The organism is Microcystis sp. M_QC_C_20170808_M3Col, from assembly GCF_007095505.1.
Taxonomy (GTDB): Bacteria; Cyanobacteriota; Cyanobacteriia; order Cyanobacteriales; family Microcystaceae; genus Microcystis.
In genome coordinates this window covers 1-18,993 of record NZ_SFBY01000360.1, presented here as the reverse complement: position 1 = coordinate 18,993, position 18,993 = coordinate 1, and the positions used below count along the sequence as shown (strand labels likewise).

18 protein-coding genes and 1 pseudogene are annotated in these 18,993 nt (G+C 41.1%); 8 read left to right on the top strand and 11 right to left on the bottom strand.

The annotated features are described in order from the left end of the window. The first annotated feature begins 236 nt into the window (after positions 1–236). Positions 237–2,807 (top strand): TIGR03960 family B12-binding radical SAM protein, encoded by a 2,571-nt coding sequence (locus EWV84_RS16490; RefSeq protein WP_287078875.1) that lies wholly within the window; start codon positions 237–239, stop codon positions 2,805–2,807. 42 nt (positions 2,808–2,849) lie between these two features. Here EWV84_RS16490 and EWV84_RS16485 read toward each other — a convergent pair whose 3' ends face one another. The 5 genes from EWV84_RS16485 to EWV84_RS16465 all read right to left on the bottom strand — a co-directional run bounded on the left by EWV84_RS16485 (position 2,850) and on the right by EWV84_RS16465 (position 6,725). Beyond that, a complete protein-coding gene (locus tag EWV84_RS16485) occupies positions 2,850–3,095 on the bottom strand; it encodes a hypothetical protein (protein ID WP_287078874.1) in 246 nt (81 codons plus the stop codon). 204 nt (positions 3,096–3,299) lie between these two features. Continuing rightward, positions 3,300–4,079 (bottom strand): ABC transporter ATP-binding protein, encoded by a 780-nt coding sequence (locus EWV84_RS16480; RefSeq protein ID WP_061433001.1) that lies wholly within the window; start codon positions 4,077–4,079, stop codon positions 3,300–3,302. A gap of 27 nt (positions 4,080–4,106) precedes the next feature. Continuing rightward, positions 4,107–4,739, bottom strand: a complete 633-nt coding sequence (locus tag EWV84_RS16475) for a 2OG-Fe(II) oxygenase (RefSeq protein ID WP_287078876.1) — start codon at positions 4,737–4,739, stop codon at positions 4,107–4,109. An 88-nt stretch (positions 4,740–4,827) separates the two neighbouring features. Beyond that, positions 4,828–5,604 carry a DUF3226 domain-containing protein gene (locus EWV84_RS16470; RefSeq protein ID WP_287078873.1) on the bottom strand — a complete coding sequence of 259 codons (777 nt, stop codon included), beginning with the start codon at positions 5,602–5,604 and terminating at the stop codon, positions 4,828–4,830. A 2-nt stretch (positions 5,605–5,606) separates the two neighbouring features. After that, positions 5,607–6,725 carry an AAA family ATPase gene (locus tag EWV84_RS16465; RefSeq protein ID WP_287078872.1) on the bottom strand — a complete coding sequence of 373 codons (1,119 nt, stop codon included), beginning with the start codon at positions 6,723–6,725 and terminating at the stop codon, positions 5,607–5,609. A gap of 209 nt (positions 6,726–6,934) precedes the next feature. On the opposite strand from EWV84_RS16465, the gene pheT reads away from it, so the two are divergent. Beyond that, complete coding sequence (gene pheT, locus EWV84_RS16460) at positions 6,935–9,370, top strand: phenylalanine--tRNA ligase subunit beta (RefSeq protein WP_287078871.1); 2,436 nt, start codon at positions 6,935–6,937, stop codon at positions 9,368–9,370. Between the two features lie 165 nt (positions 9,371–9,535). Here the strand turns inward: pheT and EWV84_RS16455 are convergent, their stop codons facing one another. Further along, the gene (locus EWV84_RS16455; RefSeq protein ID WP_287078870.1) at positions 9,536–10,885 is read right to left on the bottom strand and encodes a helix-turn-helix domain-containing protein; all 1,350 of its coding nucleotides are present in this window, start codon (positions 10,883–10,885) and stop codon (positions 9,536–9,538) included. 181 nt (positions 10,886–11,066) lie between these two features. Here EWV84_RS16455 and EWV84_RS16450 point away from each other — a divergent pair, with 181 nt between their 5' ends. Beyond that, positions 11,067–11,696 carry a PEP-CTERM sorting domain-containing protein gene (locus EWV84_RS16450; protein WP_287078869.1) on the top strand — a complete coding sequence of 210 codons (630 nt, stop codon included), beginning with the start codon at positions 11,067–11,069 and terminating at the stop codon, positions 11,694–11,696. A gap of 63 nt (positions 11,697–11,759) precedes the next feature. Here the strand turns inward: EWV84_RS16450 and EWV84_RS16445 are convergent, their stop codons facing one another. The 4 genes from EWV84_RS16445 to EWV84_RS16430 all read right to left on the bottom strand — a co-directional run bounded on the left by EWV84_RS16445 (position 11,760) and on the right by EWV84_RS16430 (position 12,686). Continuing rightward, on the bottom strand, positions 11,760–11,939 hold the full coding sequence (locus tag EWV84_RS16445) for a hypothetical protein (RefSeq protein WP_002747316.1): 180 nt from the start codon (positions 11,937–11,939) through the stop codon (positions 11,760–11,762). Then, positions 11,920–12,069 carry a hypothetical protein gene (locus EWV84_RS16440; protein WP_287078868.1) on the bottom strand — a complete coding sequence of 50 codons (150 nt, stop codon included), beginning with the start codon at positions 12,067–12,069 and terminating at the stop codon, positions 11,920–11,922. Before EWV84_RS16440 ends, EWV84_RS16445 begins: the two co-directional genes overlap by 20 nt. Positions 12,070–12,233: 164 nt before the next feature. Next, on the bottom strand, positions 12,234–12,485 hold the full coding sequence (locus tag EWV84_RS16435; RefSeq protein WP_287078867.1) for a ParE family toxin-like protein: 252 nt from the start codon (positions 12,483–12,485) through the stop codon (positions 12,234–12,236). After that, positions 12,486–12,686, bottom strand: a complete 201-nt coding sequence (locus EWV84_RS16430; RefSeq protein ID WP_287078866.1) for a hypothetical protein — start codon at positions 12,684–12,686, stop codon at positions 12,486–12,488. A gap of 290 nt (positions 12,687–12,976) precedes the next feature. Between EWV84_RS16430 and EWV84_RS16425 the strand changes: the two genes are divergently transcribed. The 4 genes and pseudogenes from EWV84_RS16425 to EWV84_RS16415 all read left to right on the top strand — a co-directional run bounded on the left by EWV84_RS16425 (position 12,977) and on the right by EWV84_RS16415 (position 14,357). Next, positions 12,977–13,240 (top strand): type II toxin-antitoxin system HicB family antitoxin, encoded by a 264-nt coding sequence (locus EWV84_RS16425; protein ID WP_002737641.1) that lies wholly within the window; start codon positions 12,977–12,979, stop codon positions 13,238–13,240. Then, positions 13,240–13,332 (top strand): annotated as a pseudogene (locus tag EWV84_RS22935) (type II toxin-antitoxin system HicA family toxin); the annotation flags it as partial. The gene EWV84_RS16425 and the pseudogene EWV84_RS22935, both read left to right, overlap by 1 nt. 395 nt (positions 13,333–13,727) lie before the next feature. Then, positions 13,728–13,988, top strand: a complete 261-nt coding sequence (locus EWV84_RS16420) for a hypothetical protein (protein WP_287078865.1) — start codon at positions 13,728–13,730, stop codon at positions 13,986–13,988. A 3-nt stretch (positions 13,989–13,991) separates the two neighbouring features. Continuing rightward, positions 13,992–14,357, top strand: a complete 366-nt coding sequence (locus EWV84_RS16415; RefSeq protein WP_287078864.1) for a type II toxin-antitoxin system VapC family toxin — start codon at positions 13,992–13,994, stop codon at positions 14,355–14,357. A 308-nt stretch (positions 14,358–14,665) separates the two neighbouring features. Here the strand turns inward: EWV84_RS16415 and EWV84_RS16410 are convergent, their stop codons facing one another. Further along, positions 14,666–17,086, bottom strand: coding sequence for a phosphoketolase family protein (locus EWV84_RS16410; RefSeq protein ID WP_287078863.1), 2,421 nt, complete (start codon positions 17,084–17,086; stop codon positions 14,666–14,668). A gap of 558 nt (positions 17,087–17,644) precedes the next feature. Here EWV84_RS16410 and gap point away from each other — a divergent pair. Continuing rightward, positions 17,645–18,679 carry a type I glyceraldehyde-3-phosphate dehydrogenase gene (gene gap / locus EWV84_RS16405; RefSeq protein WP_287078862.1) on the top strand — a complete coding sequence of 345 codons (1,035 nt, stop codon included), beginning with the start codon at positions 17,645–17,647 and terminating at the stop codon, positions 18,677–18,679. Positions 18,680–18,993 lie beyond the last annotated feature (314 nt).

Genomic DNA, 18,993 nt, shown 5'->3' with positions numbered 1-18,993 from the left:
GTGGGGAAGTGGGGAAGTGGGGAAGTGGGGAAGTGGGGAAGTGGGGAAGTGGGGAAGTGGGGAAGTGGGGAAGTGGGGAAGTGGGGAAGTGGGGAAGTTGTCTCATCACCCTATCACCCCAAAACCCTATCACCCTGTCTCCTGTCTCCTCTCTCCTGACTCGGAGAATACTGACTCGATTCTGGCTGCTATAGTAGAAAAGCACCCATTGCTGACGATATCTGAGGTAGATTGCCGTGACTATTGCTTTAGACCAACTACTCACCCCCGACATTTTTCGACCAGCGCGTTATTTGGGCAACGAGTTAGGTGCTAAACATAAAGAATGGACAAGTGCCGTGGTTCGTTGGGTGTTAACCTATCCGGAAGTGTACGAAGTGGGGGCATCTAACCTCGGCCATATTATCCTCTACAATATCCTCAATGCACAACCCCGCCAACTCTGCGATCGCACTTATTTACCCGCAGCGGATTTAGCCCAAAAACTCAAACAGACAAAAACCCCCTTATTTGCCCTAGAATCCCGTCGCTTCCTCACAGATTTTGATATTCTGGGTTTTAGTCTCAGTTACGAGCTAGGAGCTACCAATATTTTAGAAATGCTCGACTTAGCGGCAATTCCCTTAACTTGGAGAGAAAGAGACTCAGGTAACTATCCGCTAATTTTTGCTGGGGGACAAACTGCCACCTCTAACCCCGAACCCTATGCCGACTTTTTTGATTTTATCGCCCTTGGTGATGGCGAAGAATTATTGCCAGAAATCGGTTTAATTTTAGAAGAAGGTAAACTAGCTAATCTAAGCAAAGAAGAACTATTACTAGATTTAGCCCAAATTCCGGGGGTATATGTCCCGCGTTTCTACCATGTCACCCCAGTGGGTGCAGTTATCCCCAATCGTGACGATGTACCGAAAAGAATTTTACGCCGGGTAGCCACTCCTATCCCAGCCTATTCTATCGGTTTAGTTCCCTTCGTGGAAACGGTTCACGATCGCCTGGTGGTGGAAATTCGTCGCGGTTGCACTAGGGGATGTCGTTTCTGTCAACCGGGGATGTTAACCCGTCCTGCGCGGGATGTGCAACCGGAAGCAGTAATCGAATCGATTGAAAAAGGAATGCGAGCGACGGGATATAACGAATTTTCCTTATTATCTCTCAGTTGCTCCGATTATCTAGCGTTACCTGCTGTGGGTATGGAGATTAAAAACCGTCTCCAGAATGAGAATATCTCTCTATCGTTACCCAGTCAAAGAGTCGATCGCTTTGACGAAAATATTGCTAATATAATTGGGGGCAATCGTCAATCAGGTTTAACCTTTGCACCGGAAGCGGGAACCCAACGAATGCGCGATGTGATTAACAAAGGGTTAACCAACGAAGAATTACTCAGAGGGATAAAAACTGCCGTCGAACAGGGTTGGGATAAGGTTAAACTCTATTTTATGATTGGGTTGCCAGGAGAAACCGATGTGGATGTGATTGGTATCGCGGAAACCCTGCGTTGGTTGCGTCGGGAATGTCGTTTACCGAAGCGGAAACCCCTCGATTTTACCCTAACTATCTCTAATTTTACCCCCAAACCCCATACTCCCTTCCAGTGGCATTCCGTCTCGACGGCCGAATTTATCCGCAAACAGGAGTTATTAAGACAGGAATTCCAAGGCATGAGAGGGGTAAAAGTCAATTATACCGATGTCCGCATCTCGGCTATGGAAGATTTTATCGGTCGCGGTGACAGAAGTTTAGGTAAAGTGGTGCTGCGCGCTTGGCAATTGGGAGCCGGGATGGATGCTTGGTGGGATAATACGGAAAAAGCCTATCAAGCATGGTCACAGGCGATCGAAGAATCCGGTTTAACTTGGAAATATCGTCAGATAGAACAGGGAGAATGGCATATTTTTGCCGATGCAGACAAAGATATTTTAGAGCGTCCTTTGCCCTGGGATCATCTGGATACCGGTATCGATAAAAAATGGCTCCAGGAGGACTTAAAACGCGCCCTAGACGCGGCAACAGTCCCCGATTGTTCTTTTGAAGGTTGTTCCCATTGTGGCGTTTGTAGCCTCGATTTTGGCCATAATATCGTCATTGAAGCACCTCCGATTCCCGCTTTTGCCGGACATTTTCAACCCAATCAAGAACGCGTCCAAAGAATTCGGGTTTGGTTTGGCAAAATTGGCGAAATGTCCCTAGTTAGCCACTTGGATCTGGTGCGTTTATTTGATCGCGTCGTCCGTCGCGCTGCTATTCCCATTTCCTTTACCGGTGGATTTCACCCTGGTCCGCGCATTTCGATCGCAAATGCCTTATCCTTGGGAGCAACCAGTAGCGGTGAGATTGTCGATTTTGAATTGACAAAAGTGATGGATTTAGAGAGGTTTAAACAGCAATTAAGCGCACAATTACCCGCAGATTTACCAGTTTATCAGGTGGAAGAAATTCCCTTAAATGCCCCCGCTGCCACCCGTTTGTTAGAAAAAGCTGAGTATTTACTCACTTTTAACAGTGAGGGAATTGACTGCCAACAATGGCAAAATTGGATCGAGGCAATTAAGCAAGCAACGGTGATGGAACGGGAAAAAACCACCAAATCCGGCAAAAAAGTCACAATTAATCTGCGAGAACAATTATATGAATTAGAGTTAAAAACTGTTGACAAGGAAGCCGTTTTGTGCTATGTGGGCAGTTGTCGCAATGATGGCACTTTACTGCAGCCCGATCATATCGTCGAGATGTTAGAAAGGGTTTCTGGACAGGAAATTTCGCTGCTTAATTTTCATCGTCAGCGCTTGATTTTAGGGGCTTAACCATCGTAAAGTGTTCCCTTTATACTAACCCCAGAGAGTCAACTAATCTTGATCGACTAATTCTAAGGAATCATCAATCAAAGCCGGCCGATAATTTTGAACAACCATCGGTAAAAAAGCCCCTCTTAAGCCTTTTTTAATCCTCTCAGGTGTTTGATCAAAAACCACAAATAAAGGATGAATGGTTTCTGCACCTTCACTAAACATATGTTGTTCTCTGGGGGGCATTAACCATTCACTATACTTTTGCAGAAATTGACCCAGAAATAAAACTCCTGGGCTAACCATCAAAAAGTGGCAACTGGTGGACTAAGCCGCCAAACGAAGAATCTGGTCTAACTCACGGGAGCGTGACGGCAAGTCCGTTTCAGGAGAGGACTTTTGAGAAAGCACTTGGGTATCTTACAGGAGAAATCGGGGGATTTCAGCGATCAGTGATTAGTGATCAGATGCGAGTTATCAGTTCACTGATTACTGTTTACTGTTTACTGATCACTGAATTGGTCCGTCGATACTGCCGGTAAAAAATTGCTTGAGTACGGGTATTTCTGAGTGATAAGCCTCTTGAGTCGGTCCAACCCATTGAAATTGACCTTTATAGAGAAAAACGATGCGATCGGTGGTATTTTCGATGGTGCTGTGGACGTGGGTGACAATGAGATGGGCCCCACAGGCTTTTTTGACTTTGAGAAGTTCCATAATTACCGTCTGGATGCGGGTAGAAGCGACGGGATCCAGTCCGGCAGTGGGTTCATCGTAAAGGAGAATGTTCGGTCGATCGGCGGCGATCGAGGGATCGCTGATAATTGCTCTGGCTAAACTGACGCGTTTTCGCATCCCTCCGGATATTTCAGCTGGATAGAGGTCGTAGGAACCGGACATTCCCACTAAATCCAGTTTTTCTTCCACTAAATCCCGGATTTCGGCTCGTTTTAGCTTTGAGTGGCGATAGAGGGCAAAACCGACATTTTCCCCGACGGTGAGGGAGTCAAAAAGGGCTGATTGTTGGAAAACTAGACCAACACCGAGGGGATCTTCCCCTTGTTCTACGGTTCTCTGCCGTTTTGTGCCGTATATGTACACTTCTCCCCGATCGGGGGCAAGTAATCCAGCGACTAGGCGCAAAATCGTCGATTTTCCCGTACCAGATGGACCGATCACACCGATCGCTTCTCCTTCGTATACTTTTAGATCGACGTTATTTAAGATCACTTTCTTGCCGAAAGCTTTGGTTACTCCCCTTAATTCGACGATCGGTTCGCGCATCACCATCTAGAATATCTTTACAAAAATGCCCTTTTATTGTAGGGCAACGACCCGATCTTTCTTTTTTTTCTTTTCTGGTTTCATCGTCCGCGACTCTATTTGTATTTCGGGAATCTCGCGCAATTCTTCGGCATCTAAACGATATTGTTCGCAGACAAGACTCAGACGAATACCAGAACAGGTGACGGGGTTAACGGAATGGGTGAGATCTCCTTGAAAGAGGATCAGGGTGTTAGCACAAGGACGAATCTGGGCCACGGAACGATTGCCTGTTGCTAGTATCAGTTCCCCCCCTTGAATATCTTTAGGAACCTGCACATAAAGGACGCTAACTAGGAGCGGAGGATCGATCGTTTTACAATAGGATCGCAGGGAGCGATCGATATGGGGATCGACGCGTGAACCGGTTTGTAGGAGTAAGGGATTAAGATAAAAAGCGTTGCAGTCAGCTTGTAAACTGCGATCGAGATAGGGTTTAAAATAGGGAAAAATTCGTTCTACTGCGCTGATTTGTGTGCGTCGAAAAGCGATGGAAAAGCCTTTGGTTTTAACGAAATCTCGATTTAAATTGTTAACTGTGAAGTGGGGACAAGCGAGGATCTGTCCTTGTAGTTCGCTCAGATAACTGGGAGTGAAAGCGTCGGGATATTGGGAATAGTAAGGCACGGATAGAATCGGAACAAGATGGCAATCTTTAGGATAGCTTATTTCTGGGTAAATGAGGGTAATTTCGAGAGTAACTCGGCAATTGTTCTCAAAGTACGATAATTTGCTCAAGGAAATTTTTAATAAGCTTGATGCTTTCTAATTGGAGGGTTTGCTCGTCTATCCAGCGATTATCCTGTAGGGAAACTTGTAGGGCTTTACCTGGTCTTAATATACTACTTATACTGGATATAATTGCTTTCTTTTCACCTGCCGGTTTTTTAAAATCTTCGAGATCATCTTTAGTTAACTGATTCCTGTCAATACTTTCTATGTAGGTTTGAGAAAGATTGAGTAAATCAGAATAATTTATCCTAGCACATTCAAGGAGAATATTTTCTAGAGTTCCTTGATCACGATTGTTAGGAGCGATGAAAATACCACAGCGAGGCGAATGATTGTTAACTTGACCAATTTGAGAAGGTGGTAGGAAATTTGGTAACTCAATATCCGATAACTTAGTAATTAGTTTATTGAACCTTTCTTGAGGTGTTTTACTGTAATCAGCATCGGCAAAAATCCCCACACTAAAAAGCTGTGAAGGTTGAATGAAATTGAGACTTTCTTCGATGGTTTGCGCTATGCGTGTATCGCCAATAGCACTATGTACAGCGATTGATAATTGCTCATTCTGAACAAAATATGGCACTGGCACTCGTTTGGTTAAATCATCATCTATTGGATAATTTTTCGGGATAAGTGTTTCCCAAAATTTATCCAATGAAGAGAAATACTTAACTCGCTTTAAGTGATAAAATTTAAGTAAACCAATTAAGAATTCGACATCCTGCGGACCTTCGGCAACAATATAGCAGTATCTCACCATCTCTACCTCACATCTAACCCGCGTTCCCAACGCAATCTATGCAATAAATCGCCCGAAAATCTTTGAGGTTTTTCCCTTGGAGAATTTAACCGAAAAGCTACCACGTCTTCTCTGGACAGTTCTGACCGTAGCATGGCATCAACTGCTTCTAAACTATGGGTAGTTACAAAAAGTTGAATTCTTCTTTGATTACAGGTGTTAATTAACCAAGAAAATACACGACTTAAGGCAGAAATATGAATAGATGTCTCGATTTCATCAATTAGAAGTACCCCATCGGTAATTGTCAACAAAGTAAGCACGATAACTAAGGTTCTTTTAAATCCGTCACCAAACACATAGAGAGGAGCAAAACCAAGCTGTTTATGTTCTATATAAAGAGTTGGTTTATTGTTGGGTGAAAGTATTTGTATGTCGGTGATTTCCTCATCAAATAACCGAATTAAATCTAGGATGTCATCTTTGTTATTTTCTTCCTTTAGAATGATTTTGGATAGTCTATCTAGAATTGGTTCCGAGGACAAATAAGCAGGAAATATGGTGGCATTTTCCACCAGTATTTTTTGTCGTCTCCTTTGAATAAAACGCTCTTTTTCCCAAAACTGAAATACTTGTTCATTATCTATACTAAGGAAACTGCCTTGCTCTAAAATATGGGCGGTAACACTTAATTCTAACCCATTGATAACCAGATCGGTTTCCGAATCGGTGGAATCATCAATGAACTTTTCTGGGTTGCCTTTTTCGTTGCTCGCACCGTAAATATCGGTGAGATTAGCTGCTAGATTTTTAATCGGTGAATTTCCAGTACACTTGATCGAAATTTGTCCTTGATAGGATGCGTTACTAGCAAGATTATTCTGACGAAAGAAAATCCATTTAATTGCTTCCAAATCTGGTCGCATTAAAGACATCCTACCAAGGTATAATCGACGTTGGGCAACTTCTAGCCATTGAAAGGGATCGAGGGGATTACAAACAATTGAAACAGCTTCGAGAATGCTAGTTTTGCCAGAATTATTATTACCGACAAAAATGTTCACCTGTCCTAGAGAAGACAGTTCTATTTGTTCAAAACCACGATAACCACTGATTTGTAAACTTTCAAAAAGCCGATTCATTTTTAGTGGCTCCCACAATCTCGCCGATAATAACTAAAATAGCTAGAGTAAAGATATGATTGGCAATTTTTATCGATAAAACACCTTAATTATAGAGCCTTTGTGCATCTTTATTTTAGATTATCGTTCATTTTCCTGCTGTCAACCCTAAATCATTGACTACCCACGGTTTACAATAGTTAAGAACCAACGGCAAGCAAGAATTAACGATGCGGATTTCGATCAACTGGTTACGAGAATTAGTCAAAGTCGCCCAATCTCCCCAAGAATTAGCCGAATTATTGACAATTGCGGGAATAGAAGTGGAAGAGATCGAGGATCGCCGAGAATGGGCAAAGGGTGTGGTTATTGGTAAAATTATCGATCGCCAACCTCATCCCAACGCAGATAAATTAAGTGTCTGTCAGGTGGATATCGGTCAGTCAAACCCTAGTACAATTGTCTGTGGCGCGCCCAATGCTAGGGCTGATATTCTAGTTCCCGTGGCTACTTTGGGAACCTATTTACCCAAAATCAATTTAACGATTAAACCGGCTAAATTGCGCGGGGTAAAATCGGAAGGGATGATCTGTTCCCTCGCAGAATTAGGATTAACTAAAGATTCTGAAGGAATCCACATTTTTAGCCCGGAAAATCTCCCTTTAGGTACAGATGTTCGTCCCCTTTTAGGACTCGATGAGGTGATTTTAGATATTTCTCCCACCGCTAACCGCGCCGATGCTTTGAGTATGATCGGAGTCGCGCGAGAAGTGGCGGCTTTGACAGGAGGAGAATTAAGCCTACCAAAAGTGAAATTAGGGGAATTTTCCCCTAAAAAAGATTTATCTCTGGAAATAACCGAAAATAAAGCTTGTCCTGCTTATATTGGTACGGTGATCGAGGGGGTAAAAATTAGCCCATCTCCGCTATGGTTGCAACAGCGTTTACAGGCTGCCGGACTGCGATCGATCAATAATGTGGTCGATATTACTAATTATGTCCTCTTGGAGTGGGGACAACCCTTACACGCTTTCGATCGCGATCGTTTACAGAGTTTTGCCGGAGGTAAATCCGTTACTATTGGGGTACGTTTTGCCGAGGAAGGGGAAAAAATTATTAGCCTTGATGGTCAGGAAAGAAGCTTAAAAGAGCTTAATTTGTTAATTACTGCCAATAATAAGCCGGTAGCTTTAGCAGGAGTGATGGGAGGTCAAGATACGGAAGTTAACGAGGAAACCGTTAATCTTGTGCTAGAGTCGGCTTTATTCGATCCGATCGCCATCCGTCGTTCCTCAAAAGCGCAGGGTTTACGCAGCGAATCTTCCGGACGCTATGAACGCGGTGTTAATCCCGCCGCTTTGGAATATGCTTGTCAAAGGGCGATCGATTTGATTCTAGAGTTAGCTGGGGGAACTGTCAGCAGTCAGGTTAAAGCTGATGAGCGCGCTGATCAGTCCAGTCGTTCGATCGAATTGCGTTTACAACGTTTACAGCAAATACTGGGTCAAGTTACCCTAGATAATGGTGCGATCGGTGAAATTCTCGCGGAAGATGTGGAACGGATTTTAGGCAATTTAGGCTGTGAATTGCAGTTAACCTCAAAAAATCCTGTTCTGTGGACTGTGACAGTGCCAGACTACCGTTATCGAGATTTAGAACGGGAAATTGACTTAATTGAAGAAGTGGCGCGACTGTACGGATATGATCGCTTTGTCGATACTTTGCCGGCAAAAACCGCAGCCGGAGGATTATCCTTTGAGGAAACTATCCAGCGTCGGGTACGGGAAGCTTTTCGAGCAGTCGGTTTGACGGAATTAGTCCAGTATTCCCTAGTTAAACCAGAATTAGCGGAAGTTGTCCTCGCTAATCCCCTTTTTGTCGAGTATTCTGCTTTGCGGACTAATCTCCTCGACGGTTTAATCGAAGCGTTTGAGTATAATCAGTCTCAGGGTAACGGTTCCTTAAATGGCTTCGAGATCGGGCGAGTTTTCCGCTTAGAATCGGATAATATCAACGAATACGATGCAATTGCCGGTATTTTCGGCGGTGATTTCTTCCCGGCCGGACGTTGGCTGCGATCGGGTAAAGAGGTAGCCATGACTTGGTACGAAGCAAAAGGGATTTTAGAAGCAGTATTTGATCGCCTTTCGCTGACAGTAAGCTACGAAAAATATGCCGAAGATGCGCGTTTTCATCCCGGACGAACAGCATCTTTATGGATTGGCAAACAACGCCTAGGTATATTCGGTCAACTACACCCGCAATTGCGTCAGCAAAAGGGGTTAATTGAGGCAGTTTATGCCTTTGAAATCCAGTTCCCGATCCTGTTAGCAACTCTTAGCGATAGTGCCAAAATTACCCCGCGTTTACAGGTCTATTCTACCTATCCGGGAGCGGCACGAGATATCGCCTTCTTTGTTTCCACAGATATACCCGTAGATAGATTGACAAAAACTATCAAAAATGCTGGAGGTAATCTCTTAGAAAAAGTCGAATTATTCGATCGCTATCAGGGACAGAATGTGCCAGAAAATCATTGTAGTTTGGCCTTTAGTTTAGTCTATCGTGCCAGCGATCGAACTTTAACCGATGAAGATGTGGAACCCTTAATGACAAAAGTGCGAGAAGCTTTAGTTAAACAGTTCCAAGTTTCTTTAAGAAGTTAAATTCAGCGATCAATTATCAGTTATCAGACATCGACCTTATATTATCTCAAGACTAATCTCACACATCGCTATCAATATTGCTGATTGCCTCTCATCGTTACCAATCAGTTTGAGAGGTTGGAAGGGTTCTTTTTCAGACTCGATCTTCTTTAAGAGGTATTACAATCAATCGCTTTTGATATACTCTTTAAAAATAGATGATAATTGAAATCGGTTTTGCTCCCTTTGAATTAAATAACGTTGTTGCAAGGATTGTAAACCATTGATTAAATCACTGACAGATAAATCTAGGTTATTTTTTAACTCCTCTCTAGATAAAGGTTGATCAACTTTACTTAATTCTAAGGCGATTTGTTGAGCAAGGGGAGAACAGCGACCAAAAATTTGTTTTAAATGAGACTGCATTTTTTTTGTAATAACTAAGCTATTTTCTGCCAAGAAATCGTTAACCTTGCCATCAAAAACATCTTTAATCAAAACGGCAATATCGGTTAAATAAAAAGGATTACCTTCGTATAATTGAATTAATTCTAACCATCTTTCCTCATCTTGTAAACCTTTATTTTTCAGAAAATTAATCGCTTCAAATCCTGATAATTCTAAGCATTGAATAGGAGAATTTTCCTGATTAAGATAGTTCATTTCCGCAGATTTTTCTTGACTAATGAGAATAAAATGACTCTGATGTTGAATTTCTGCAATCAGTTTTAAAAAATGTTGATAACTGCTATATTCAGGTTGATAATTACCTGCCATTTGACCAACGGCAAAAAGATTTTGAAAATCATCTAAGACGATTAAACATTGATAATCGGTTAGAACTTCTAACAATTGCTGGATTTTATTATCGGTGCTTTCTTTCGGTTCTTTTTGGCAAGTATTCAATAAATCATTTAGCCATAAATCTAAAGACTTGGGAAATTTTAAAATTTTCCAAATCACCACTTCAAATTGTTCTAAATTGAGATCAATAAATCGTTTAACTAGGGTGGTTTTTCCTATTCCCCATAATCCCAAAACGGCAATTAAGCGAGTATTTTGCTTAAACACCCAGTTCGAGACTGTTGCCAGTTCGTTTTCTCGATCGTAAAAGTCAATAATTTGAGGAGCAAGGGTTAGATCATGATAGATTGATTCAGATTGAGAGTTATTATTACTATTTAAGTCATTTTCGTTAGACAATCTTGTATTTTCCGTAGTACAAAGATTATTATTATTGCCATTAATGCTATAAATATTAGAGTTTTTTAATGATTTAATATACACTCTTTCTAAGACAGAACGGGAAGTAGATTTTCTTATTTCTTCCCCAAAAGCATCCGATAAAAGCTTCCATAATTTAGCACCTTCCTCTCTAATATGAGTCTCACTGCGGTGATATTCGTTGCCTATTTCTTGATAACTCTGTCCTTGCCAACTCCCTTCAAAAATAGCCTTCTGGATAGTATTTAGCGGCTTTTTATCTCGCTCAATAAGGCGTTCGTCAATCAGTTGTAAGACTTCCGTGATATTCATACAATCGACACAGCAAAAGACTTTTGCGTATTATAGCCCAACTAAATCCCACTTTTTCCAATTTTCAGAAAAATTTACCCGACAAAACTCCCGATAAAATCCTATTTTAAAGGATTGTCAACGATTAAAAGCCTGTAGTACCCTTAAACGTAACTTAAGTTCAACTAAGGATTATTCTAGGATGAAAACGGCAATTAAACCCAATCAATCAACTAAACCCTTGCTACAATCTCTATCGGTCGCTATGACATCGGCCCTCTTGTTGGGAGTGACCGCATTACCTAGCAAAGCCATAATGGTTGTGCTGGTGGGTACAACTCCCGGAAAACCCTTTTTACCAACTCTAGACCCCACTAATCCCAATGGTTTTAGTTTTGTCGGTATTCCCATAGTCCAGGGTCAAACCTTCTTCTTCGATCCCGATGTGGCAGTGGGTTATGATTATGCCGTTACAGGAGGTCCGTTATTTGCTTCCGTTTTAATTCCTGGTCCCTTACCCAATGGAGACAGTAACTTCACCCTGGAATTACCCGGCGGTGTTGGTAGTTTTCCTCTGACAGCTGGAACATCCTTCGACTTATTATCCTATAATACTATGGGCTTTAGTAGCTTCCGTATTAGCGGGATTGACACGATGGAAATGCTTGATCCTACTAATCCTTTTGCTTTCGTAACTGGATTAAGCTTTACCAGTGGTGGTACGGTGAATGTTACTCAAAATCCCATTGTAGTAAATATTCCTGAACCTTCAAGCTTGTTGAGTTTTGGTTTATTAGGATTAGTTTTTGGGATGAAGAAACTCAAGAAATAACTGATTAAAATATTCAATTGCGATGCCGATCTTGTAGGCTGCATTAACAAAGTATAATGCGCCTTATTTCTTGTTATTGATGGATTCCCACCATAACTTTAAATCACTTTCATTAATCTTTTTTTGAAGATATTCAATCTGATCTGAATAGCTGAGATTTTTCATGTCTTCAGCCATTTTTTCTTGACTGGTTTGTTTAAAAGCTAAACAGTCAAAACTTTTTTTAATTGTCGTTGGCTTCATCAATTGTTACCTCTAAAGGAGAAATAATAGTCAAAATCCCGTAGCCATTGAGTAAATTAATTTGATTATAGCCTTTCATTTTATCTAGGCGCACAATAAATATGTTTAAAATTCCATGATATGATTGCATCCGCTCTAGCTATTGTAGCAGCCGCTACGTGATTGCGATCGCCGCTCTGGTAGATTGGGTTGAGACACGAAACCCAACATGATCAACTATTAATTTATTTGGTTGATGTTGGTTGCACTTTGTTTAACTCAACCTACATTTTGGGAATAAAAAAGCGATCGCTTTTATTTTAATAATCTTTCATATTCTTCATGACTTCCTATCCACACCCAAATATAATCTTCCCCATCTTTAAAAGCTAAAGCTCTATAATTAATACCAACTCTTGCCGACCAAAACTTTCCAACTTTTTTAAAAGACAAAGAAGGATGATTTAAGTCACTCTTTAAAATCTCAAAATTCTTTCTTGCTAAAATTTGAATTGATTTAGGTAAATTATTAAAACAATTCCAAAAGCGTTGATTAGTTCGATGCACTTACAACTCCCGTAATTGATTTTTGCTTTTTTCAAATAATGCTTCTTCAATTAGAAAATCAAGTTTTCCAGCTATGGAATCTTCCTCAATTTGTTTTTCCCATTGTTGATCGTCTAAATTATTGATCCAATTTCTTAAATACAAAAATTCATCAGAAGTAAGGCTTTCAATTTCCGCTTGAATTAATTGTAACTTTGTCATCTTAGTATCTTTCCACAACAATAGTTCAAATTTGAGTTTTATATTATCATTTTTTCTGTAAACATGGGAAGTTGTGATCGCATTTGGCAGAATATTGGAAGGGCGATCGCTTTTCTGATCGGCTGCATTAACAAAGTATAATGCGCCTTATTTATTGTCTATTGATAAAATGATCCAAAGATGTTAATTTAAAAAATTGAGGTCAGGGGAGTTGGTTGGGTTGGTCTTGTGTTAAAATTAAGCTGGAGTAAATTCTAATCCCCGATTAAAATTTCAACGGAACAATCATCATGAACTTTTATACCGTTATTCTGAGAAAAAGTGCAGATTATTGGGTTTCATTATGTCTTGAAAATGGATTAGTTGGACAAGGAGAAACTCAGGAAAAAGCTATTGAGAAACTAAAAGAAGCGATTGAATCTTTTTGGGAAATTTATCATGATCAAGCCAATATCTATACCAGTCCTATTCCTATAGACGAACTTCATGAATTTTTAACTGTGGGAGATTCTGAAACTCCCGAAACTTACGAACTCAGAAAAGTTTATGCCTAATAGGTGCAAAAGAAATGTCCCCTGCTTATGTTTTACGAATTTTTAGACAATTTGGTTTTACAGATGAAGAAATAGAACATTTATTAAAATAGATGATTGAATGCGTTTTTTAAAACGAAGAAATTATCTATTCTAGTACGCTTTATCTTAATTTTATTTCCAAGAGCTAAAATAAAGTGATAGCTAGTTTTTTAGGTACATTAACGCGAGAGTAAAACCCTCGATTGCTTGTTATCAATTGATTTAATGATTAATTTTCACCCAGTCATCGCAGATGAATTAGCCTCCCTTAAAAACAGGTAAAGTGACTATCACCATTTTGCGTAATTCTTTCGCTCTGGTAATGAACTTTTGATTATGAAATGAGCCAAAGACGTTAATTTAAAAGATTGAGGTCAGGGGAGTTTGTTGGGTTGATTTTGTGTTAAAATCGGGTTAGGGCTAGTCTGAATCATTTATCCTGTACCATTTAACGGTGGAGAAAACTATGCTAAAAACCTTTAAAGCAATTTTGAAAAATAATACCCTTCAATGGCTTGATGAAACCCCTGAAATCAACTCCGAACATCCTGTTAATGTTTATATTACCTTATTAGAAGAAAATATCATTGGTGAAAATCGATCTAACGGCAAGAAAATGGCCAATGCTTTGAAAAAAATTGCTAATAATAATACTTTTACTGATGTTGATACCCAACAGTGGCAACAACAAAATAGGTGCGATCGCTCTCTTCCTGATCGGGATTAAATCATGTTATTAGATAGCAATATTATTATCTATGCCTCTCAATTAGAAAATGAGTCTCTCCGGGAGTTTATTGCAGAAAATTCTCCTTATGTCTCTGCTTTATCCTATCTGGAAGTTTTAGGCTACCATCGGTTAACTCATCAGGATCAAGTCTATTTTGAAGAATTTTTTAATGCTTCTCAAATCTTACCCATCTCTCAACCTGTAATTAACCAAGCAGTAACTTTAAAACAAATCAGAAAGATGTCCCTAGGAGATGCCATTATTGCGGGAACAGCTTTCGTTTATAATTTAACAATTGTAACTCGCAATATTGATGATTTTAATTGGCTTAGTAAATTAAATCTAATTAACCCTTTTCAACGGTAAAAACCTCAGGGCAAGCGCATCTTAACAATCCTTGACAAAATGAACTTTGTGTGAGTTGCTTAACCAGAAGGCGATTCAGGCATATTTGAGGAGAATTTGCCATCTCAATTGTTAAGATTTCGTAACTATTCTGATTGACTGGTATCACCTGAAATGCCCATGCGGATCACAAAATTGGCCAATTGTCAATAGCTTTTGAGATGCTCTCACCCTGTAGAAAATCAAGAATATTTTTTAGGTGGAATAGGAAGATGAAATTTATCGTTAAACTAATAAATTATCATCACCTAAACCACTTCTTAGCCTAATTAATAAGGCCATTTCCAGTTAGTAATCTCGTCCTTATCGATGCCATTGGTAAAAGCATAATCGAGATTATCGATAATAGCATTTTTCATCCGTTCTTTCACATGACCGGCAGCAGAACCTAATTTCGGCACGCGATCAATGACATCAATTACTAGATGAAAACGATCAACTTGGTTACGAATCGCTAATTCTAGGGGAGTATTAATATTCCCTTCTTCTTTGTAACCGCGCACATGAATACGTTCTTGATTGCTGCGACGGTAGGTAAGTTTATGAATCAGCCAAGGATAACCGTGGAAATTAAAGATAATTGGCTTATCAGTGGTAAATAAACTATCAAAATCCCGTTCCGATAAACCATGGGGGTGTTCACTTTCCGACTGTAATTTAAACAGATCAACCACGTTGATAAAGCGAACTTTTAAGTAAGGGAATTCCTCCCGTAGAATTGCCGTTGCCGCTAAAGATTCTTTAGTGATAATATCCCCACAGCAAGCCATAATCACATCCGGTTCATCGGGATTAGTTCCATCATCATCGTTACTGGCCCAATCCCAAATACCGATACCTTTGGTGCAGTGTTTAATTGCTTCTTCAATGGTCAAGTATTGCAGGTGTTTCTGTTTATCAGCAACGATAATATTAGTGTAATCCTTGCTCTTGAGACAGTGGTTAGCCACACTTAATAAACAGTTACCATCGGGGGGAAGATAAACCCGCACCACGTCGGCACTTTTATTGGTTACTAAATCGATAAAACCAGGGTCTTGGTGACTAAAACCATTGTGATCCTGCCGCCAAACCACCGAGGATAACAACAGATTCCAAGAGGAAACAGAAGCGCGCCAAGGCACATGATTTTTGCAGATATCGAGCCATTTAGCGTGTTGGTTGAACATGGAATCGATAACGTGAGCAAAAGCTTCGTAGGAGTGAAATAAACCGTGACGACCGGATAATAAATAACCCTCTAACCAACCGACTAAAGTATGTTCACTCAGCATCTCCATCACCCGACCATCGGGAGATAATTGGCTACCATCTAAATCCTCCGGATAGGTATCAGCTAACCAAGTTTTTTTAGTCACTTCATAGAGAGCCGCTAAACGATTAGAAGCAGTTTCATCGGGACCAAAAACGCGAAAATTAGTCATATTATTTCGCATTACATCCCGCAAAAATACCCCCATCACTCCCGTGTTTTCCGCTTCCACTTGGCCCGGGTGGGTGACAGCCACGGCATATTGACGAAAATCGGGCATTTTTAGGTCTTTACGCAGCAATCCGCCGTTAGCGTGAGGATTGGCACTCATGCGACGATGACCCCTAGGAGCGAGTTCTTTAAATTCTGGCTTAAATTTACCCGTGGTATAGTCAAATAATTCCTCCGGGTTATAGCTTTTCATCCACTCCTCTAATTTTCTCAAGTGTTCGGGGTTTTCCTGCATGGCACCCATGGGGACTTGGTGAGCGCGCCAGAATCCTTCTACTTTATGACCATCAACGTTTTTCGGCCCTGTCCAACCCTTGGGAGACCGGAGGATAATCATCGGCCAGGGGTAACGTTTAGCAATACCCGTGCTGCGAGCTTCCTGTTGATAGGAGCGAATCTGATTGATACAGTGTTCTAGGGTAGCGGCCATTTTTTGATGGCAGTGCATGAGGTCTTCATCTTCCTTACATTCGACAATGTAGGGAGTGTAACCGTAACCGACAAAGAGACTTTCTAACTCGTGCGTCGAAATACGGGAGAGAATGGTGGGATTAGCGATTTTATAACCGTTTAAGTTTAAAATTGGCAGTACCGCACCATCGCGAATCGGGTTAAGGAATTTATTCGAGTGCCATGCGGTAGCTAAAGGACCGGTTTCTGCTTCCCCATCACCCACCACCACGGTCGTAATTAGGTCGGGATTGTCAAAAACAGAACCGTAGGCATGGGAAACACTATAACCTAGTTCGCCGCCCTCATGGATAGAACCGGGGGTTTCGGGGGTGACGTGACTACCGATGTGACCGGGAAAAGAAAATTGTTTAAAGAATTTTTGTAATCCTTCCTCATCTTGACTTTTATCGGGGTAAATTTCCGAATAGGTTCCTTCTAGATAAACCGGACCGAGTACCCCCGGCGCCCCATGGCCAGGACCGGCCATAAAAATCATATCGAGGTCGTATTTTTTGATTAAACGGTTGAGGTGAACGTAGGTAAAACTTAAGGCCGGACTTGCTCCCCAGTGACCGAGCAAACGATACTTAACGTGTTCGGGTTTAAGATGTTCTTTGAGCAGGGGATTATCGCGCAGATAAATCATACCTACAGCTAAATAGTTACAAGCGCGCCAATAGGCATGGGTTTTATAGAGTTCGTCTTGAGAAAGGGGATTTTGTTCTGTTAAGGGTCTTTCTGGTGCGAATACCATGAATATTTCTCCAAGATCTATGAAGGATGAGATTAAGAGAGTTGATAGACAATTTCTCCAGATTATCGAGAGGGTTAACCCTCGGTCAGTTTTCAAACTGTAATCAAGAGTCTAACCTTTTGGGGCGCAAAAAACTATTAAAATAAACTATATTTTACTGATCTGACTTGGCTAATTTATGTCCGTCGGGCGGGGTTTTTAAATGGATTTTAAAGGAAAATTAATGTCTTCTTAACTTAGAGAACAATAAATTCTCGGAAAACTTTTAATGATTTTTTAATGTCAACTTTTGCCAAAATACTATAGGATTACACCTTAGTTTGTCGGGAAGAGCCTAATTAGGCTTTCTCGATGCCGGTGGTGGGGACTACTAGGATAGCAAATTTATTATTTTTTATCTTGGAAGCACTGAAACTTAAAATCTTTCTATACTTCATCTAGCGATCAACAAAAGCTGATTAGCATATATAGTGATTCTCTACAGGCCAATCAATTCTCAAATTTTTTTTTTTCTTGATCGTGCCTAAGCTTATCGCAGCTGCAAAGGAGTTTTTTTTCATGACAAAAGTAAGAGTCGCTATCAACGGATTTGGTCGTATCGGTCGCCTCGTTTTTAGGGCGGGTATCCAAAATCCTGATTTCGAGTTTGTTGGTATTAATGATCTCGTCCCCTCCGATAATATTGCCTATCTGCTCAAATACGACTCCACCCACGGACGTTTTCAAGGTACGGTAGAAGCGAAAGAAGATGGCATCGTCGTCGATGGCAAGTTTATCCCCTGTTACTCCATCAAAGACCCCGCTCAACTGCCCTGGGGTGCAACCGGGGCCGATTATGTGGTTGAGTCCACCGGTTTATTTACCACCGCGGAAGGGGCAGCAAAACACCTAGAAGCAGGGGCCAAACGGGTGGTTATCTCCGCACCCACCAAAGATCCCGACAAAGTTCGTACTATCGTACTAGGCGTTAACGACAATGAGTACGATCCCGCTAAGGATCTGATCGTCTCTAACGCTAGTTGTACCACCAATTGTTTAGCCCCGATCACCAAAGTTATTAACGATAACTTCGGACTAGCGGAAGGATTAATGACCACGGTACACTCGATGACCGCCACTCAACCCACCGTTGATGGTCCATCGAAAAAAGATTGGCGCGGTGGTCGCGGCGCGGGTCAAAATATTATCCCCTCCTCCACGGGAGCAGCCAAAGCAGTAACCCTAGTTATTCCTTCCCTAAAAGGCAAATTAACCGGTATGGCCTTCCGTGTGCCAACTCCCAACGTTTCGGCGGTGGATTTAACCTTTAAAACCGAAAAAGCCACCAGTTACGAGGAAATCTGCGCCGCGATGAAAGCCGCCAGCGAAGGACCAATGAAAGGTATCCTCGGTTATACCGATGAGGAAGTGGTGTCGAGTGACTTTATCACCGACCCCCGTTCCAGTATCTTTGATGCTAAAGCTGGCATTCAACTTAATGCCAATTTCTTTAAGGTCGTCTCTTGGTACGATAACGAGTGGGGTTATTCCTGCCGGATGTTAGACCTGATGAAAATGATGGCAGCTAAGGAAGCAGCCTTAGTAACAGCCTAAATCAGTTATCAGTTATCAGTTATCAGTAACCAGTAAACAGTGAAAAGACAGCACTGTTAATGCCGTTATTAGGGTGCATCCCACATTTGCAGGAACACCGATAATCAGCAATTATCAGTGACTTTTAAATTATTACAGATATATCAGCAGCTGTCTGTAAGCATCCCACCGAAAAACTAATGCGCTCCGGGGTTTGGGTAGGGTTGATTCATTTAAATTAAGTACAGCGGATTTTGAGTCAATAAATTTGACCGAAGATTCTCAAGTTTCTCTTGTTCTAATCAAAAGAGTTAGTCACAATAACTAATCTTTAA